This window comes from Mariniflexile sp. TRM1-10 (assembly GCF_003425985.1).
Classification (GTDB): domain Bacteria; phylum Bacteroidota; class Bacteroidia; order Flavobacteriales; family Flavobacteriaceae; genus Mariniflexile.
In genome coordinates, this window is the sequence record NZ_CP022985.1 from 4,315,939 (window position 1) to 4,333,463 (window position 17,525).

Genomic DNA, 17,525 nt, shown 5'->3' on the forward strand with positions numbered 1-17,525 from the left:
AATTACCATCTAAAGTTACGTGCGATGTACACAATTTTGGAAAAAATTTATATAATTTGGTCCAACGTTTTTCTATCCCAATTTTGTAATAATCTGTATGAACTCATGGACATACCTGTTACGGTTTTAAATTGACGGGATAAATGACTGCTGTTATTGTAATTGAGAGCATAAGCTATTTCTGAAAAGTTTAATTGTCCTAATTGAATAAGTTCCTTAACACGTTCTATTTTAAGATTGATCAAGTATTTCTCTATAGTTATCCCTTCTTTTTTACTGAATAGCTTACTTAAGGCAGAATATGATTTGTTAAAATGTTTGCTCAGAAAAGTCGATAAATTATTGATTTCGTTTGATTCTATTTTTTTGATGAGTGACATTTTTAGATGTTCTATCAACGCATCGGTTTCATCTTTTATGATTTCAAAGCCATGGTGCTTCAAAAGGGATTCCACAATCGGATCATCATCAGACGTATAGGCATTTAATATGACTTGACCCAATTCAATGGAGTCTATATCAAAACCTGCTTTTTTCAGTTCGGTATAGATGGTGGATTTACAACGGTTACAAACCATGTTTTTTATGAGAATCTTTTTTTTCATTTTTACCGTTTTATATACTATCCATTAGTTTTTGAAACCAATCCATAATCACATTAATTTAGTTGTGTTTGTGGGTATAAATTGAATACCAACAAACACAATGCACTAAATCATCACTATGAATTTTATAATTTTCATGTGTCATTTTTATTATTTTCAGAGGTCACATAGGACATCTAAATAATCATGCCCCTGAGTGTTTAAAAATTAATCACGGATGTTTTCAACTAATTTATTTGTTCTTTTACACTACCACATTTCAACATTTTTGACCCGAAATATGGGTTTTTAATGTCTTTAACTTCACTTAACCAATAGGCACCTTTATTGTTGTTTGCCATCGGACAAAAATCTTTGTAAAGCGTTTTTTCAGTCCCAAGCAAAGCTATCATGTCACTTATGTTTGTGCTTAAAGGCTCAAAATGTTCTCTTTGGTTATCAATTGTACCTTTAACAATATGCTCTGTATGCTCTTTGGCACTTTCCAATATTCCCATGTACTCTTTATGGGTTTCTGTAGTTAATTGGGACATGTCAAATGCCGCAAAAGCTTTTAACAATGCCTCTGCTCCATTGGAAGCTTTCTCTTTACTATCATCAACCAACCCGTTTTTAATTTGAATATAAGCTTCTATAATGGGTGTTGTTGCTGGATTTTTTTGATAGTCCTCCGATTCATGATTCATAGATCCATCATCATGATGATTTACATCCGTAACGTGCATATTTTCATCTGTGTCTGTCTTTTTTGTTTCGTTCTTACACGAAAGTGTTGTAAAAGCTATAAAAGCCATTGCTAAAATTCCCATGGTCGTTTTTAAATTTTTCATCGTTTTTGTTTTTAAATTATTAATTATGTTCTATTTATTGATTGTAAAGTTTCAAAGTTGTAAAGGATGATTCTTGGCTCTTGATTCTTGATTCTATTTTCTATTACTCTATTCCATATCCCTAATAATCATTTCCTTGGGTGTACAAAGTCATGGTCGTTTCATGTCGTCCTCTCCCATATCCATGCCTTCATGTCCTGTTACTTCTTTTTCGCCCTCCGGATTCATCATACTTGGTTTACCTGCCAATTGTGAAGCTGCATCTACTGTAAATGTACCATTAACTACAATGTCTTCTCCTTCTGAAAGTCCTTCTTTTATAATATAAGCATCGCCAAGGGAAGCGCCCAATGTGACTTCTCTAAATTTGAAGTTTACCTTATTGGAAACGATACTTTTGATGTAAACAACCGAACGCTCCCCAGTCCACATCACTGCCGATTTTGGAATCACGATGTCTTTGGACGCTGAAGTATTAACATTCCTACTTACAACACCAGATACAAACATTTCAGGTTTTAGTTTATTTTCAGGGTTTTTCACCTCAACTCGTGCCGATGCGACCCTTGTTTCTGGGTTTATCAAAGGATCTATAAAGGTAATGACCCCTTCAAAGGATTCTCCTGGCAACGATTGGATGGTATAATTTATTTTGTCACCAACCTTTACCCAAGGCATATCGCTTTCATAGACATCAAAAAGCACCCAAAGTGATGATAGATCTGCTATCTCATAGATGGGCATGCCTTGACTCACATAATCTCCTAAATCGACTTTTTTAGCAGTGATAATACCTGAAACATCTGCAGTAATTGGAAATTGTTGGATGGGCTTATTGGTGCTTATTATTTTATTTATTGTGCCCTCGCCTATTTTCCAATTATTTAGTTTTTGTTTAGCAGCTTCAAATAATTCTGGTTGTGTCTCTTTGATGCGATAAGCTTGCAGTAATTCTTCTTGGGCTGTCACCAAATCAGGAGAATAGACCATCGCCAATGTTTGCCCTCGATTTACCTTTTCCCCAGTAAAATTAATGTTCAATTTTTCAATTCTCCCCGGAATATGGGATGATTGCGTGTATAGTTTACGCTCATCAATTTGCACTTTACCATTCAGTGTCAGCTTTTTGTTGGTTTTCTTACTTCCTCCTACGACCATCGTTTGAATATTGGCCAATTTCATAGCATCCTCGGTCATCTGAAGCGCATTGGGGTCTATTGCAGAATCGTTCGATTCCAAAGGGATTAAATCCATACCGCATAATGGGCACTGACCGGGTTCTTTCATCTGTATTTGCGGATGCATAGAACAGGTCCAAATGGTTTCCGTGCCTTCTACGTGATTATGTTCATTTTCAGATTTTGGAGCATCATTTCCTCCAAAAACCAACCATCCAAGTAGAACCCCAACAAATAGGATACCTACCATTTTTAATATATTTTTATTTTTTGTGTTCATCTTATTCCTGTTTAGAAATTAAATAATCTCTTGTTGATTGTGATATAAATTGATCTTTATTTGCTGAAACCATTGCCGTTTGAAGCATTAACAAATCTTGGTTCATCCTTAAAATTTCCTCAAAATCAGTTCCTGAATTACTATAAGCCGCTATTAATAACGAAATGGCCTGCTTTATACTTTCAGTTTGCTTTTTATATAGTTCTTTTAAAGTTTTAGCTTTCGAAACATTATAATTGGCCATACTATACGACGTTTGCAAATTGTTTTTTACTGCTTGTTTTTCATAATGAGTTGCTTGTAACATGAAGTCGACTTCTTTTTGCTCCGCACTGTATTTTTTTCTGAAAATGGGCAGTGTCACCGAAAGCATGGGCATAATGGCATCTTGTCCGTTCATTTCCAGATCAGGAACATCCCGTTTTGAAATAATGGAATAATCCAAACCGAGTCCTATCATGGGATACCCTTCTTTTTTGACCACCTTTTTTTGTGCTTCAAAAGATGCTATCTTTTTGTCCAATCCCATTAATTTAGGGTTGGAAACAAATAAACTATCTCTTTCTAAGGGCACATCATTTTCAACCAGTGGTAAGGAATCCGGAATCGTAATCATTTCATCCAAATCCCTATTCAACAAACTATTAAATTCGATTTGTAGTGGTAGGTTTTGATCCTTCAATAATTGGATTTTGGTTTCACTTTCGTTTCTTTTTATATCAATTCTCACAACGTTCACCATGGCGCCTTTACCACTTTTAAATTTACTCAAGGCCAACTCTCTATAGCTATTCAATATTTGAAGGTTTTCCTCTTCGAGCTGAATCATTGTATTGATTTCATAAAGTTCTGCATAGGATTTTTTAATCTTTAAATAGACGTCATTTTTTGAATCCAAATACTTTTGAAAAGTAGCTTCAGCCATTAAATTGGCAGCATGTTTTTTAGCTTCAAGCGTGCCAAACCAAGGAAACATTTGCATCAGACTAAATCGGGCTTCTTGGGCTCCTACCCTAGTTTCAATCATGCGGCCAAAAGCACTCATGGTCAAACTTGGATCTGGCAACGAACTCACCTGTGGTGCTTTTTGCAAAGCAGCTTCAAATTCTTTATAAGCAGATTGTATCTCAGGATTATTTTGAGACGCTATGCTTAAATAATCCGTTAATGTTTGACCATTACTACTTATTGAATAAAGAACTACAACAAAAGCTAAATATCTTAATTTCAATACCTTATATTCACCAATTATCTTCATTGTTGATTGCGTTTAATTACTGATTCTCTCCAAAAAGCCTGTAAAACGGGTACGACAAACATGGTCATGAGCTGAATAATCATCCCTCCAAATACAGGTATGGCCATTGGGATCATAATATCTGAGCCTTTACCTGTTGAGGTGAGTATAGGAAGTAAAGCGATAATGGTAACGGCAGCGGTCATCATTGCGGGTCTCACCCGTTTTTTACCAGCAACTAAAACGGCTTCTCTCACACCTACTATTGTTTCAGGTTGTCGCTCTTCAAAAACTTGATGGATGTAGGTTCCCATAATAACGCCATCATCCGTTGCTATTCCGAATAGAGCGATAAACCCGACCCAAACGGCAACACTTAAATTGATTGGATGAATCTGAAATAAATGCCGCATGTTGACATCGGCTATGGAGAAATTCAAGAACCAGTCTTGTCCGTAGAGCCATAACATAATAAAACCACCCGCAAAAGCAACAAATACGCCAGAAAAATGGATGGATGATGCAATGACCGTTTTAAACTGAAAGTACAATAGCAGAAATATGATGACCAAACTTATTGGGATAACAATAGACAGTTTTTTAACTGCTCGAATTTGATTTTCATAACTACCAGAAAACTTATAACTCACGCCTTTTGGAACTAACAATTCTCCAGCATCAATCTTATCTTCAATCAACTTTTGGGCATCATTCACCACATCAACTTCGGCGAATGTTTCTTTTTTGTCGAATAATACATAACCCACCAAAAAGGTTTCTTCACTCTTTATCATTTGGGGACCGCGAACAAATTCCAAACTAACCAGTTCACCTAACGGCACTTGCACACCCGTGGGTGTTGGTACCAATATTTTTTTGATTTTCTCTGGGTCATCCCGCAATTCCCTTGGATATCTCACCCTAACAGGGTAACGTTCCCTGCCTTCAACCGTTGATGTGATTTTCATACCTCCAACAGCTGTTTCTATAACTTGCTGAACCTTTTCTATACTTAGGCCGTAACGGGCAATGGCAGAACGATTGATATTTATTTGTAAATAGGGTTTCCCCACAATTCTATCAGCAAAAACGGCTTCGGATTTTACGGAAGGTACGTGTTTTAATATACCTTCCAACTCCAAACCAAAATCTTGAATGGTCTTCAAATCGGGGCCATACACCTTAATTCCCATTGGAGCACGCATACCGGTTTGCAACATGACCAAACGTGTTTCTATCGGCTGTAATTTGGGTGCTGATGTTACTCCTGGGAGATTTGAAACCTTGATTATTTCTTTCCAAATATCATCAGAGCTTTTTATGTGAGAACGCCAGTTTCTAAAAAATTCACCATTATCATCAAGAACTAGATCTTTTTCAGTGACACTTTGAAGTAGTGCTTCATCGTTTGTTAATTCTTTTCCGTTTTTTAGAATAAACTTATCATCTTTATTTATTCTAAAACGAATAGGTTTTCCATTATAGGTTTCTATAAATTCCGGTTTATAATTGATAATATTTTCAAACATGGAAATAGGCGCAGGATCAATGGCACTTTCCACTCTTCCCAACTTACCAACAGCAATGTCAACCTCTGGAATATTGGCCAACAACATATCCAATTTCTGAACGGTGTTCTTACTTTCTTCCAATCCGGTATGTGGCATGGCGGAAGGCATTAACAAAAATGACCCTTCGTTCAAGGTTGGCATAAATTCGGATCCAATACCTGGAAATGTTTTGGAAATTGAAGACCAGACTTTTGTTTCCTTGATGTTCCATCCCATTTTTTCAAATCCTTTGGAAGCGAATCCGAAAATGTTATCAAATCCCAGCCAAATAAAAACGCCAAACAACAGGGTAAAAAGCGGAATCAACATGAACTTGCCTTTATTGTTCAAACACCATTTTAGAACAGGTTCATAAAAATGGACAATGGCTAACAGCATTCCTAAAATGACTCCAAGTAATACCAGTACAAACACATAATTTACAATGAGGTGATTTTGTGGTCCTAATGGCATCCATTCTTCAGCCAAGAAAAATGTGGCAATAAATAAGACCAACCCAACATTAATGTAGTTAGAATACTTGTTAAATTTAAGTGGCAGTTTATGTTCAAATAGTGAATTGAACCCTAAAACACACAATACCAATGGTAGCCAAATGTGCATATAAATTGCCAATAGCAATCCACCAACAATTAATATAATACCCCAAGTTCTTTTAACCTTCTTTTTATCGTAATTGATACCAAAAACAAAATGCGCTAAAGCTGGTAATACAACAATGCCTAAAACGAAAGATCCCAATAAGGCAAATGTTTTTGTAAACGCTAGCGGTCTGAATAATTTTCCCTCGGCCCCAATCATGGCGAAAACAGGAATAAAACTTACTACTGTTGTTGCCAAGGCCGTTGTGATGGCCGATGCTACTTCCTTGGTTGCAACATAAATAACATGCATCAATTCTTTACCCTTTACGCCGTGGTTTTCGGGCATTTCTAAATGCCGAATGATATTTTCGACAAATACAATCCCTATATCCACCATAACGCCAATGGCAATGGCAATACCAGACAATGCCACGACATTGGCATCTACACCTGCATAACGCATAATGATGAATGTCATGAGTACTCCAACAGGCAATAAACTGGAAATAATAAATGAAGCTCTTAAATTCATCATTAGAACAAGGACGACAATAATACTGATGAGAATCTCATGTGACAATGCCGTTTCCAAAGTACTAATGGTTTCTTCTATCAGCTTGGTGCGATCATAAAAAGGAACAATAGTGAGTTGACTTATTGTCCCATCAGCCAACGTTTTTTTAGGTAATCCCGATGCAAACTCTTTTATTTTAGTCTTTACGTTATTGATAACTTCTAAAGGATTTGAACCATACCGAGCCACTACAACACCTCCAACAACTTCGGCGCCACCTTTATCCAAAACCCCTCTTCGGGTTGCTGGCCCCAGATTTACATGGGCTACATCCTTGATAAGAATGGGTTTGTTATTGGTAACACTAACTACTGTATTCTCTAAATCTTGGATGGATTTTATATATCCAAGTCCGCGAATAAAATATTCCGCTTTATTGATTTCAATAGTTTTAGCCCCTATATCGCGATTGGAATTTTTTACCGCCATCATGACCATATCAATGCCAATATTATAAGCTTTTAAGGCATCTGGGTTCACATCAATTTGATATTCCTTTATATAACCACCAACAGAGGCCACTTCAGAAACCCCTGAAACCCCATTTAAAGCATACTTTACGTAGTAGTCCTGAACAGACCGCAATTCATCCAAATCCCAGCCTCCCGTAACATTTCCCTTATCATCCCGACCTTCTATAGTGTACCAATAGACTTGTCCTAATGCGGTTGCATCAGGGCCTAACGCTGGTTTTGCGTCAGAAGGCAATAAGTTTTCTGGTAAAGAATTTAATTTTTCCAGAACCCTTGACCGGGACCAATAAAAATCTACCTTTTCTTCAAAAATGATGTAGATGCTCGAAAACCCAAACATGGAAGTACTTCTAATGGATTTTACGTTTGGTATTCCTAAAAGGGAGGTTGTAAGTGGATAGGTGATCTGATCTTCAATGTCCTGTGGTGATCTCCCTGGCCATTCGGTAAAAACTATTTGTTGGTTTTCGCCTAAATCTGGAATGGCATCAACCGGAACCGAATCTTTTGGTAAAAACCCCGTATTCCAATTGAATGGCGATGTGGACACCCCCCATACAATAAAGGTGATTAAAATAAGAACGGTAATTAATTTGTTCTCTAAAAAATATTTTATGATTTTATTTAACATGTAATTTGATTATTAAACCGTTGGACATGGGTGTTATGAGAACACCAAAAACAACAAATTATCCAAGAAGCAATTGCCACTGGAAACATGGTCTAAAGTTTAAAAATCAAATTAAATAAGTTTCGTCGAGCTTATAGATGCTCTTTATAATGAGCGGTGGCGGATATTCTGAAAGTGTATATGCATTTTCCTCAAAATATTCAAAAAGGTTTTCATAAGAATAAACAAATGATGCTACAAAAATTTGTTGGTCAAATGACAGCTTTTCAAACGCTATTTTTAATTCATCTTGACCTTTTACAACAATTTGTTCTTCTTTACAACAATCTTTTTTTACTATAGAACAATCTGAACTGGTCGTTGTTTTTTGAATTTCCATGCCACAGGTTTTGGCTTTATGGAAAATGGCTGTATCCATCAAAGTATCACCACAATAGTGCATATCAATTGTGAATGACATTGTAGAAAACAATACTACAAATGACATTAAAATGGACACTATTTTATGGAATACCTGTTGCATATTATTGTAAAAGTACAAAATTTTAATAACTACTACATTTCTTTAACAGAAGTTTTAATTATTCATCTTTTAAAAATCGTTTTATATCTTTATTAGATCCATAAACTACGAGTATATCGTCTTTGCTTAGGATATTATCAGGGCTTGCGACACCTTTAACTTTGGTAACACTTCTAGTTTTACCAACAAGACTTTTTACTTCAGTATTTGTTATCGTTGTTAATACCAATAAGTTATAATTTTCACGGATATTAGTTTCCCTTATTGTTTTTCCATCAAACCTTATAGGCACATTGACTTCAACAATACTGTAACTATCACTTAATTCAAAAGAGTCCACAACCCCTTTTAAACATAGCTTCTTCGCCCATCGTTCGGCAGATTCTTCTTCTGGATGTACAATTTCGTCAACACCTATGGCGTGCAGTACCTTTTCGTGAAGACCATCTATGGCTCTACTTATTAAACGCTTGACCTGAAAGTTTTTAAACAATGCCGTTGCCATTACATTGGCTCCTTTATTTTCCCCAATGGCTACCACCACCATGTCTGTGCCACTTAACGGAAGCCCTGATACCGTGAACTCATCCGTTGCATCCATACAAATGGTATGGGTAATTCGTTCTTTGTAATTATCCACTTTGTTCATATTGGTATCAATACCAATGACTTCATTGCCTTCTTCGGTCAATTTTTCGGCCAATGATGCCCCAAAGCTACCCAATCCTACAACTATATATTTCATCTGTCTTATCTATTTTTTTTTTAGGAGTTGAGAATTTTAGAATTTTAGGAGTTGAGGAGTTGAGAATTTTAGAAGACTTAAAGCGTCTTGGTTCTTCTCTATTTTCTATTCTCTCTTGTCTCTTGTCTCTTGTCTCTTGATTCTTGTCTCTTGATTCTTGATTCTAATCTCTATTACTACTGTTTAATTTATGGTTAATTCTTCTACTGAATATTTATAATTTTTTTGTTTGACTTTCTTAAATACGGCTATAAGCAAAGTAAGCATACTTACCCTACCTATAAACATGACAACTATGATTGTTAGTTTACTTAAAGGACTTAATGATGCTGTAATACCTAGACTTAAACCTACAGTACTGTATGCCGAAAAGCATTCGAAAGCAATATTCAGTAGACTCTTCTTACTATCAAATATAGAAATTAAAATTATGCCTACTCCAATAACCAATAAGGATAAGGATATAACTGCAAAGGCTCTTCTTACCGAAACATCGGCTATTTCTCTTCTAAATACTTCAATCTTTGATTTCCCTCTTGCTAAACTTAAAAAGTTAAGTGTGGCAATGGCAAAGGTATTTGTTTTAATACCACCTCCTGTAGATGCTGGGGAGGCACCAATCCACATCAATAAAAACAACAACATGACAGTTGAAAAATGTAAAGCCGTCATATCAACGGTGTTAAAACCTGCCGTTCTAGGTGTTGCCGCACCAAACAAAGCCGTAATAAACTTGCCCACTCCTTTGTGTTCAGTCAAGGTGTTATTATACTCGTTTATGTAAAATAAGACCGTACCAACAACTGTTAGTACTGTTGTTGTTACCAACGTGATACGGCTATTAAGATTCAGTACCCAAGGCTTATGGGTCTGCTTTTTACCAACGATATAAAATACTTTCCGAGTTATAAAATATTTAAGGTATTTTATAATATTTACCACAATGGGAAACCCTAAACCACCTAAAACAAAGGCAGCAATAATAATACCTTGCAGCATATAATTATATCTGAAACCTGTTTCATATAGGCTATTGGTCAAGGTTGAAAACCCTGCATTACAAAAAGCCGACACCGAATGGAACATAGAGAAAAAGAATCTTTCAAAAAAAGAATTGAATAAATTTTTGTCTAGGCTTGAATAGATTAATACGGCTGCAAAAAATTCTATGGAAAATGTTATGACTAAAATCTTTTTCAAAGTTGAAAACACTTCGCCCAATTTGTTCAATCCCGTCATATCACTTAATGTCAATTGGTTTTCGTAAGTCGCTCCTCCTTTAAAAAAATATGAAAAATAACTTGCTATGGTTAGGATACCAATCCCTCCTGTTTGTATAAGAAATAAGATAATAGATTGTCCAAACGTTGTAAAATAACTTCCTGTATCTACCACTATCAGCCCTGTTACGCACACGGCACTTGTGGAGGTAAATAAGGCATCCAAGAACGAGATGCCTTGATGGGTAGCATTCGGTAGCATTAACAATAAAGCGCCTAAAAGGATAATACTAAAAAAACTTATAATAAAAAGTTGTGCTGGGTTTAACCGAGTGCTCTTATAGTTTATATTTTGCTCTGAAAATTCCCTGATAAAGGTTAATATAATGGCAAATTTCACCCAATTATCATCGTAAAGGAATGAAATATGTTTATGGGCATCTTCACCTAAAAAATGAGCATATAAAATGATTAATGTCGCCAAAATTGTAACTACATCAAATATAATTACCGAGCGATTTATCTTCTTTAACCTTTCAATATAACGAAGCATCGTAGCAACAATACCAAGAGCAATGACCACAAAATAATACGAATTGAATAGTTTTTGAATCCGTTCAGATTTGTCAAACCCAAAATCGGCTATGAACAAGAACATTCCCAAAACACTTGTAACGAATGCTATTTGAAACAGTACATAGGAATACTTTTTACTAAAAAACAAAAACCTTTCTAGATTGAAATTTGGCATACAATACTTTGTCCATTAAAAAACAGCAAAGTTAAAGATTGTAGTGTAAAGATTTTATAAAGATTCGTTTAAGTACCCATAAACCTGTGATTATGTAAAAAAAATGGTTATCTGAATGTGATTTTAGTGGATTAAAATTGTTAGCAATAAACTACGTCCATAAACATAGCTACAGCATCACTAACCGTGAGCCTTTGCTGTCAAGTATCATTACCTTGTGCGGCAAGGCAAAAATTTAAAAATCAGAACACTAAAAACCATTTACAATGCCAAATCTGCTTCATCTTTTCTTTTCGTTAGTTTGTTTCTCCTTGCCAAAATTGCCAACCCAAAAGTCAACAATCCAAGCCTTCCCACGAACATTACAAATATAATGACCAATTTTCCCCATGAGCTTAAGCTTCCTGTAATACCAGTACTCAATCCAACCGTCCCTATGGCAGAGGTGGTTTCAAATAGAATTTGCTTCAATGAGAAATCTTCGGTCATTGCCAAAAGAAGGGTTGCCATAAAAATAACGGATGCATATAACATAAATATAGACGTAGCCACATAAAGTCGGTCCAGAGGGATTGTTTTTCCTAAAAAAGTGATTCGTTTGTTGTTACGGATTCTGTTCCACATAATCGCAATTAAGGCTGTAAGCGTGGTTGTTTTCATACCGCCGCCTGTACCAGATGGTGAGGCTCCAATATACATTAAAAAAATAATGACCAATAGTATACCCAACGAAAAATTACCTAAAGGAACCGTATTAAAACCTACCGTTGTAAGCGCTGTCATTGCCTGAAAAAATGATGCCATTAATTTATGTGCTCCCAACTGGTTTACTGAAGGTTCAAAGAAATAAATCATTACCGTTCCCATTACTAGCAACAAGGTCATTGCTCCCAAAATGATTTTTGTTGTATAGGTGACTTGCTTTATTTTTCCTGAAAGCCTGTTCCAAAAATCAGTAACCACTATAAAACCCAATGAGCCACAAATAGCCAATACCGAAATGATGGTGTTTATAGCCGTATTGCCTGCAAACTGTTCAAAGCTGTCATCATACAAGCCAAAGCCTGCTGTACAAAATGCTGAAACACTATGGTAAATACTACTCCAAATAGCAAAATTGTGTTCAACCCCCGCATTAGTAAACGCAATGTAAAAACACAATGCACCCAAGATTTCTATGATAACCGTAAAAATGATAACAGACTTTAAAAAATCCTTAATCTGAAAACCCTTAGGCATCGTAAATTCTGCATTTAGAATACGTTGGTGCCAATGTGTAAAACCACTTTTCTTTGAGAGCAAAATAAAAGTTGTAAAGGTCATATAACCTATCCCTCCTATTTGAAACAACAGCATGATAATGAACTGTCCAAATTTGTTATAGGTATCAAAGATGCTTAAGGTTACCAAGCCTGTAGTGGAAATAGCAGATGTGGCTATAAATAAACTATCCAACGCAGAGACAGCTTGTTTTTGGACTATTGGTAGACATAATAAAAGCCAACCTATAACCGCATAAATTGAAAAACCATAAAGTAGATTTTGTTGTGGTGATAGTGATAGTTGGAATTTTCTATATTTTTTTATAATTTTTCTCATTATATCTATAATTGGTTGGAAATAAGCTTATCCAGTTCCGACAGTTCATTGAAGATAACATCAAGAGTTGTTATGGTTTGGTCTCTCTTCTCAAAATCTGTTGGCAATAGGCTATATATACTCAAGTAGTTCTTTACAAACGCTTTTGTTTCTTTAATTTTTTTGGACATACCTCTTGCACTTATTGCTTGCAAGACTTCATCCATTTTGTTCTTTATATTTTCATAAGTGGTGAAGAATTGTAATACCTCTTTATTATTGGGTTGGAGGCTTTTTTTTAATTCGTTGATGCTGAAGCATAGTTTTATAATAAGATCGGCAATCTCATTGTTTATTCTTAATCCGTTTTCCATTAGTTAAAACATTAAATAAGAATGTATTTGACATAAATGAAGAAAAGCACCCCTAGCAGAACCATTATAATGAAGGGATATACCAAATGTTTAATTTCCTTAAACCAATCGTTTAAGGATTGATAAGGTTCCTCATTATTTTTGTCGTGGAAAAAATGCCAATTCATCAGTAATTGTATATTTTGATTTTGTCTGATGGAACATGCAAAATCGCGTTTCATTTTGTAACATTTAGATGCTACAAAGGTCTGATGAAAAGGATATATAAAAAATCAAGGATTGGCGAGAATGAATAAAGATTTTATAAAGACTATTGAAACCTATAACCCACACCACTTTCTGTAATAATATGTTCGGGATGGTTTGGATGGTCTTCAATTTTTTTCCTTAATGTGCCCACAAACACTCTTAAATATTGTGTTTCTGTCTGATAACCATATCCCCAGATTTCCTTTAAAATATATTGGTGTGTTAATACCTTACCCTCATTTTTGGCAAAAAGTGCCAATAAGTTGTATTCTGTAGATGTAAGTTTTACAATCTCATCTTGCTTTTTTACGGTTCTTGATACTAAATCAATTTCAAGGTCATTACACATTATCACAGCATTGGGTTCTGTACTCTGGCTTCTTCTGATTGCCGAACGCAAACGCGCCAGCAATTCCCCTGTACGAAAGGGTTTTGTTAAATAATCGGTTGCGCCGTTATCCAATGCACTTACAATATCATCTTCATTATCAAGGACAGATAAAATAATCACTGGTTTATTGTACCAGCTTTTAAGTTCTTTTAAAAGTTCATGACCACTTTTGTCGGGTAAGCCAATATCCAACAAAACGGCATCTGGCAGATGACTGGCCGCTAACGCCAACCCTTCTTTGGCATTAATGGCTTGAATGACCCTATAATCATTGCTTTCTAAATTAATATGAAGCAATTTTCTGATTTGCGGTTCATCATCAATGATTAATATTTGTGCTTTATTGATTTCCATATGTATCTATTGATGTGGTTTCTGCGGGTATGCTAATGGTGAATTTTGCACCTCCTTTAATATTATTTTCCAAGCCTACTATTCCATTCATTGCTTCTGTAAATCCCTTAACGATTGACAGCCCTAAGCCTGTTCCACCAATATTGTTGTTAAGGCGATAAAATTTGTTAAAAACGGTTTCAATTTCATTGATGGGGAAACCGTTTCCATTATCTGAAATTGTAATCTTACAGGTGTCTTCTATATTTTCAACTTCAATTTTTATTACAGAGTTATCGGGGGTATGCAGTAAAGCATTATGGATAATATTATGTACTACTTGTTCCAAAAGACCAATGTCCAATTTAAATAAGGGCAATGAATCGTTAGGTGTAAATTCTATGGAATGTCTTAAGAGGTCTTCCTTGTTTCTCTTTATTGCGGTAAATATCAATTCATTAACATCGCACCAATCTTCTTTCGGTTTTATGAAACCTGCTTCGAGCCTACTCATATTCAATAGGTTTTCAACCTGCCTGTTCAAACGAAAACTTGCCGTTTCAATTTCTGAATACAGCTCTTTTTTATTGTCTTCGGAAAGTTTATTATCATTATCTTTTATGGTATCAACAGCACCTATTATGGTTGCAATGGGTGTTCTTAACTCGTGTGACAGCGAATTCAGCAATGTATTGTATAGTTTAATAGCGTTCTCTTTTTCCTCTTCTTCCCGTTGTTCTTTATCGTATTCCCTAATTTTGTATGTAAGCACTGCATTAATAGAGGCAATAGCAAAATACATTAAAAACATAAGACCATCTTCGGGCGTGCCTATATGAAAGGTTAAAATAGGTGGTATAAAAAAGAAGTTCCATATCAATGCACTTAACAAGGCCGAAAGCATTACTGGATAGATATCAAACAAAATAGCATTCAGTGAAACTACCAAAAGTAAAATAAGCGCCACTGCTCTAAAGCCTATGACATCTACCGATAAAAAGCAGGGAACAGCAGTAAATACAATAAGAAATACACTTTTTATATATTGCTTCTTTTTACTGAAATGCCTTGTTTTAAATAAGTCCAATTCTTTTTATTGCAAAGTTACTTATTCCAACATAAAGATTTTATAAAGTTATTATATAACCCTTTCATTTCACTTATTATATTTTTTTTATAACTTCTAAAGATTTAATTTCGGAGGGTTAAATATTTATTTGTAGTATATGATTGTTTGGGGACTATTCCTTTTAGGGATACTTATTTTTTTAGCTTTAGACTTAGGGGTTTTTAATAAAAATCCCCATATAATTAGTGTGAAAGAAGCTTCTATGTGGACAAGCATTTGGGTTTGTTTATCCTTTTTGTTCTCAGGCGTTATTTATTGGCTTTACAGTAGTGGCAACATAGACAATGTAGATGGCTTGACTCCTACGGATGCTACGATTAAGTACGTTACGGGGTATTTGATTGAGCTGTCTTTAAGTATTGACAATATTTTTGTTATAGCTGTTATATTCAGTTCGCTTCATATACCCCAAAAATACCAGCATCGTGTTCTGTTTTGGGGAATTTTGGGAGCTATCGTTTTTAGGGCCTTAATGATACTTTTTGGAGTGGCACTGATTAATAAATTTAGTTTCTCTACTTATATATTTGGTGCATTCTTACTTTTTACCGCCTTTAAGATGTTGTTTTCAAAGGAAGAGAAGTTTAATCCCAAAAACTCTTTTATTTACAGGAATTTGAGAAAAGTAATGCCTATAACAACACATATGGAAGGGCAAAAGTTCTTTATAAAGCTACGCCATATTACCGCTGCGACTCCTTTGTTTGTAGCCTTAATCATTATTGAGTTTACTGATATCTTATTTGCGTTAGACAGTGTGCCCGCCATATTAGCAATAACCTCTGATCCTTTTTTAGTTTTCAGCTCCAATATTTTTGCTATTTTGGGATTACGGTCTATGTATTTTTTTCTTGCTAATATGCTGAATCGTTTTAGCTATTTGAAATATAGTTTGGTTGCCATTTTATGCTTTGTAGGCATTAAATTGATTTTGGTACACCATTACAAATTTCCCGAATGGCTGTCTTTGGGCTTTATAGCTCTATCTCTTGCTGCTGGGATAATTATTTCTTTAAATAGAAAGGTATCAAAAGAAGATTAACCTTTAAATACAGTTACTTAGCGATTATTAAAACAGACATACAAATAAACATTTGAATACCAATTCGTTGTCATTTTGTCTATTTTCTATTTTCTATTGTCTAGTATCTTTTAGCAAAGCGGTCTTGAATCTTGAATCCGACATTATTCTTTTTTGATTTATATATTCTGAAACCCGTGATAAGTAAAACCAGGGGTATCATTCCAGAGATAAAGACCAAAATCCTACCACAAATACCTGCAATTTCCCCGATATGAATAGGATAGAATTGTGCTGCTATACGATTGCTGTTAGAATCAAACCTAAAATCTGATAAAGTTGTCATGTCTCCTTTTTCATTGATTTCTACCTCTTTTGTTTTTCGATACCCTGCTTTTATAAAACGGTCTTCTATATATCTGATTCGATACATGCCTGTTTTGTCTTTAGGAAAATAAATAGCTCGTAAAGCATAGGTTTCATTGGAGTTTAATAAGGCATCATTCAGGGTTGAAAAGTTTTTGCCTTTTTGTTGGTTGGTTACATGTGTATTAGAGTTATCAAACACTTTTAACGCTGATTTATAAACGGCATTATAGGTGAAATAAGCCCCCGTAAAAGCAATGATAAGAAGTGGAATGAAAAAATTGATGCCGAATACTTTGTGTAAATCGAAGTTAAACTTCTTTTTCTTTGCCTTCCATTTTATTTTAAATCCTTTTTTCAAGTTGTTGGCATAGGCTTTCCACCAAATATAAACGCCAGAAGTTATTAGCATTAGAAAAAATATGATGGCACTGGTTCCTATAATATACTTGCCTATTTGGGGAATTCCCAAAGTACGGTGCAGATTTAGTAGGCTTTCAAAAAATAATATAGAGGCTGATTTTTCACCTAGAGATTCACTGGTTACTGGATGGTAGTAATTTGTTTTTCCATTTTTAAACTGAATGGCTATGGTTTGCTGCTCCCGATAGGGAAGAAAAATTTTATTTATACGATCCTTGTGGGTTTCAATTAAAGAAACGGCAGTTTTTAAAATAGTTGCGTCTTTAATATTTTCTATGTTTTCAACTTTTAACAATTCGGGATTAAGGGCTGCTGTTATTTCGGGTTGCCAAATGTATAGCGAACCTGTAAGCCCCGAGAAGGATGCTATAAGTCCGCAAGTAAGTCCTAGCCAAAGATGGATTTTCCGTATTGTTGTATTAAAAGATAGCAATGGGTATCGTATGAAATCTATAAAAA

The 17,525-nt window shown here is 35.0% G+C and carries 14 protein-coding genes; 1 reads left to right on the plus strand and 13 read right to left on the minus strand.

What is annotated here, in order from left to right:
- Positions 1–47: 47 nt before the first annotated feature.
- From CJ739_RS17835 to CJ739_RS17895, 12 genes are all read right to left on the minus strand, one after another.
- A complete protein-coding gene (locus CJ739_RS17835) occupies positions 48–605 on the minus strand; it encodes a helix-turn-helix domain-containing protein (protein ID WP_117177779.1) in 558 nt (185 codons plus the stop codon).
- A 227-nt stretch (positions 606–832) separates the two neighbouring features.
- Entirely contained in the window at positions 833–1,435 is a 603-nt protein-coding gene (locus tag CJ739_RS17840; RefSeq protein WP_117177781.1) for a DUF3347 domain-containing protein, read from the minus strand.
- A gap of 150 nt (positions 1,436–1,585) precedes the next feature.
- Positions 1,586–2,893, minus strand: coding sequence for an efflux RND transporter periplasmic adaptor subunit (locus CJ739_RS17845; protein ID WP_117177783.1), 1,308 nt, complete (start codon positions 2,891–2,893; stop codon positions 1,586–1,588).
- Position 2,894: 1 nt separating this feature from the next.
- Entirely contained in the window at positions 2,895–4,151 is a 1,257-nt protein-coding gene (locus CJ739_RS17850; protein ID WP_117177785.1) for a TolC family protein, read from the minus strand.
- Positions 4,148–7,963 (minus strand): efflux RND transporter permease subunit, encoded by a 3,816-nt coding sequence (locus CJ739_RS17855; RefSeq protein WP_117177787.1) that lies wholly within the window; start codon positions 7,961–7,963, stop codon positions 4,148–4,150. Before CJ739_RS17855 ends, CJ739_RS17850 begins: the two co-directional genes overlap by 4 nt.
- Before the next feature lie 106 nt (positions 7,964–8,069).
- Positions 8,070–8,486, minus strand: a complete 417-nt coding sequence (locus CJ739_RS17860; protein ID WP_409446083.1) for an HYC_CC_PP family protein — start codon at positions 8,484–8,486, stop codon at positions 8,070–8,072.
- A 58-nt stretch (positions 8,487–8,544) separates the two neighbouring features.
- Positions 8,545–9,231, minus strand: coding sequence for a potassium channel family protein (locus tag CJ739_RS17865; protein ID WP_117177789.1), 687 nt, complete (start codon positions 9,229–9,231; stop codon positions 8,545–8,547).
- 183 nt (positions 9,232–9,414) lie between these two features.
- Positions 9,415–11,202, minus strand: coding sequence for a TrkH family potassium uptake protein (locus CJ739_RS17870; protein WP_117177791.1), 1,788 nt, complete (start codon positions 11,200–11,202; stop codon positions 9,415–9,417).
- A 261-nt stretch (positions 11,203–11,463) separates the two neighbouring features.
- Positions 11,464–12,801, minus strand: coding sequence for a TrkH family potassium uptake protein (locus CJ739_RS17875; RefSeq protein ID WP_117177793.1), 1,338 nt, complete (start codon positions 12,799–12,801; stop codon positions 11,464–11,466).
- 5 nt (positions 12,802–12,806) lie between these two features.
- Entirely contained in the window at positions 12,807–13,154 is a 348-nt protein-coding gene (locus CJ739_RS17880; RefSeq protein WP_117177795.1) for a hypothetical protein, read from the minus strand.
- 310 nt (positions 13,155–13,464) lie between these two features.
- Entirely contained in the window at positions 13,465–14,148 is a 684-nt protein-coding gene (locus CJ739_RS17890) for a response regulator (protein WP_205419374.1), read from the minus strand.
- Positions 14,135–15,214 (minus strand): sensor histidine kinase, encoded by a 1,080-nt coding sequence (locus CJ739_RS17895; protein WP_236951546.1) that lies wholly within the window; start codon positions 15,212–15,214, stop codon positions 14,135–14,137. The genes CJ739_RS17890 and CJ739_RS17895 overlap by 14 nt, the downstream gene beginning before the upstream one ends.
- Positions 15,215–15,353: 139 nt before the next feature.
- Here CJ739_RS17895 and CJ739_RS17900 point away from each other — a divergent pair, with 139 nt between their 5' ends.
- A complete protein-coding gene (locus CJ739_RS17900; RefSeq protein ID WP_117177799.1) occupies positions 15,354–16,298 on the plus strand; it encodes a TerC family protein in 945 nt (314 codons plus the stop codon).
- A gap of 100 nt (positions 16,299–16,398) precedes the next feature.
- Here CJ739_RS17900 and CJ739_RS17905 read toward each other — a convergent pair whose 3' ends face one another.
- Positions 16,399–17,499 carry a PepSY-associated TM helix domain-containing protein gene (locus CJ739_RS17905; RefSeq protein WP_117177801.1) on the minus strand — a complete coding sequence of 367 codons (1,101 nt, stop codon included), beginning with the start codon at positions 17,497–17,499 and terminating at the stop codon, positions 16,399–16,401.
- Positions 17,500–17,525: the final 26 nt, after the last annotated feature.

Bases quoted from the DNA above. Each gene is read 5' to 3' on its own strand.
- CJ739_RS17835 (WP_117177779.1), bottom strand. From the start codon at position 605: ATGAAAAAAAAGATTCTCATAAAAAACATGGTTTGTAACCGTTGTAAA.
- CJ739_RS17840 (WP_117177781.1), bottom strand. From the start codon at position 1,435: ATGAAAAATTTAAAAACGACCATGGGAATTTTAGCAATGGCTTTTATA.
- CJ739_RS17845 (WP_117177783.1), bottom strand. From the start codon at position 2,893: ATGAACACAAAAAATAAAAATATATTAAAAATGGTAGGTATCCTATTT.
- CJ739_RS17850 (WP_117177785.1), bottom strand. From the start codon at position 4,151: ATGAAGATAATTGGTGAATATAAGGTATTGAAATTAAGATATTTAGCT.
- CJ739_RS17855 (WP_117177787.1), bottom strand. From the start codon at position 7,963: ATGTTAAATAAAATCATAAAATATTTTTTAGAGAACAAATTAATTACC.
- CJ739_RS17860 (WP_409446083.1), bottom strand. From the start codon at position 8,486: ATGCAACAGGTATTCCATAAAATAGTGTCCATTTTAATGTCATTTGTA.
- CJ739_RS17865 (WP_117177789.1), bottom strand. From the start codon at position 9,231: ATGAAATATATAGTTGTAGGATTGGGTAGCTTTGGGGCATCATTGGCC.
- CJ739_RS17870 (WP_117177791.1), bottom strand. From the start codon at position 11,202: ATGCCAAATTTCAATCTAGAAAGGTTTTTGTTTTTTAGTAAAAAGTAT.
- CJ739_RS17875 (WP_117177793.1), bottom strand. From the start codon at position 12,801: ATGAGAAAAATTATAAAAAAATATAGAAAATTCCAACTATCACTATCA.
- CJ739_RS17880 (WP_117177795.1), bottom strand. From the start codon at position 13,154: ATGGAAAACGGATTAAGAATAAACAATGAGATTGCCGATCTTATTATA.
- CJ739_RS17890 (WP_205419374.1), bottom strand. From the start codon at position 14,148: ATGGAAATCAATAAAGCACAAATATTAATCATTGATGATGAACCGCAA.
- CJ739_RS17900 (WP_117177799.1), top strand. From the start codon at position 15,354: ATGATTGTTTGGGGACTATTCCTTTTAGGGATACTTATTTTTTTAGCT.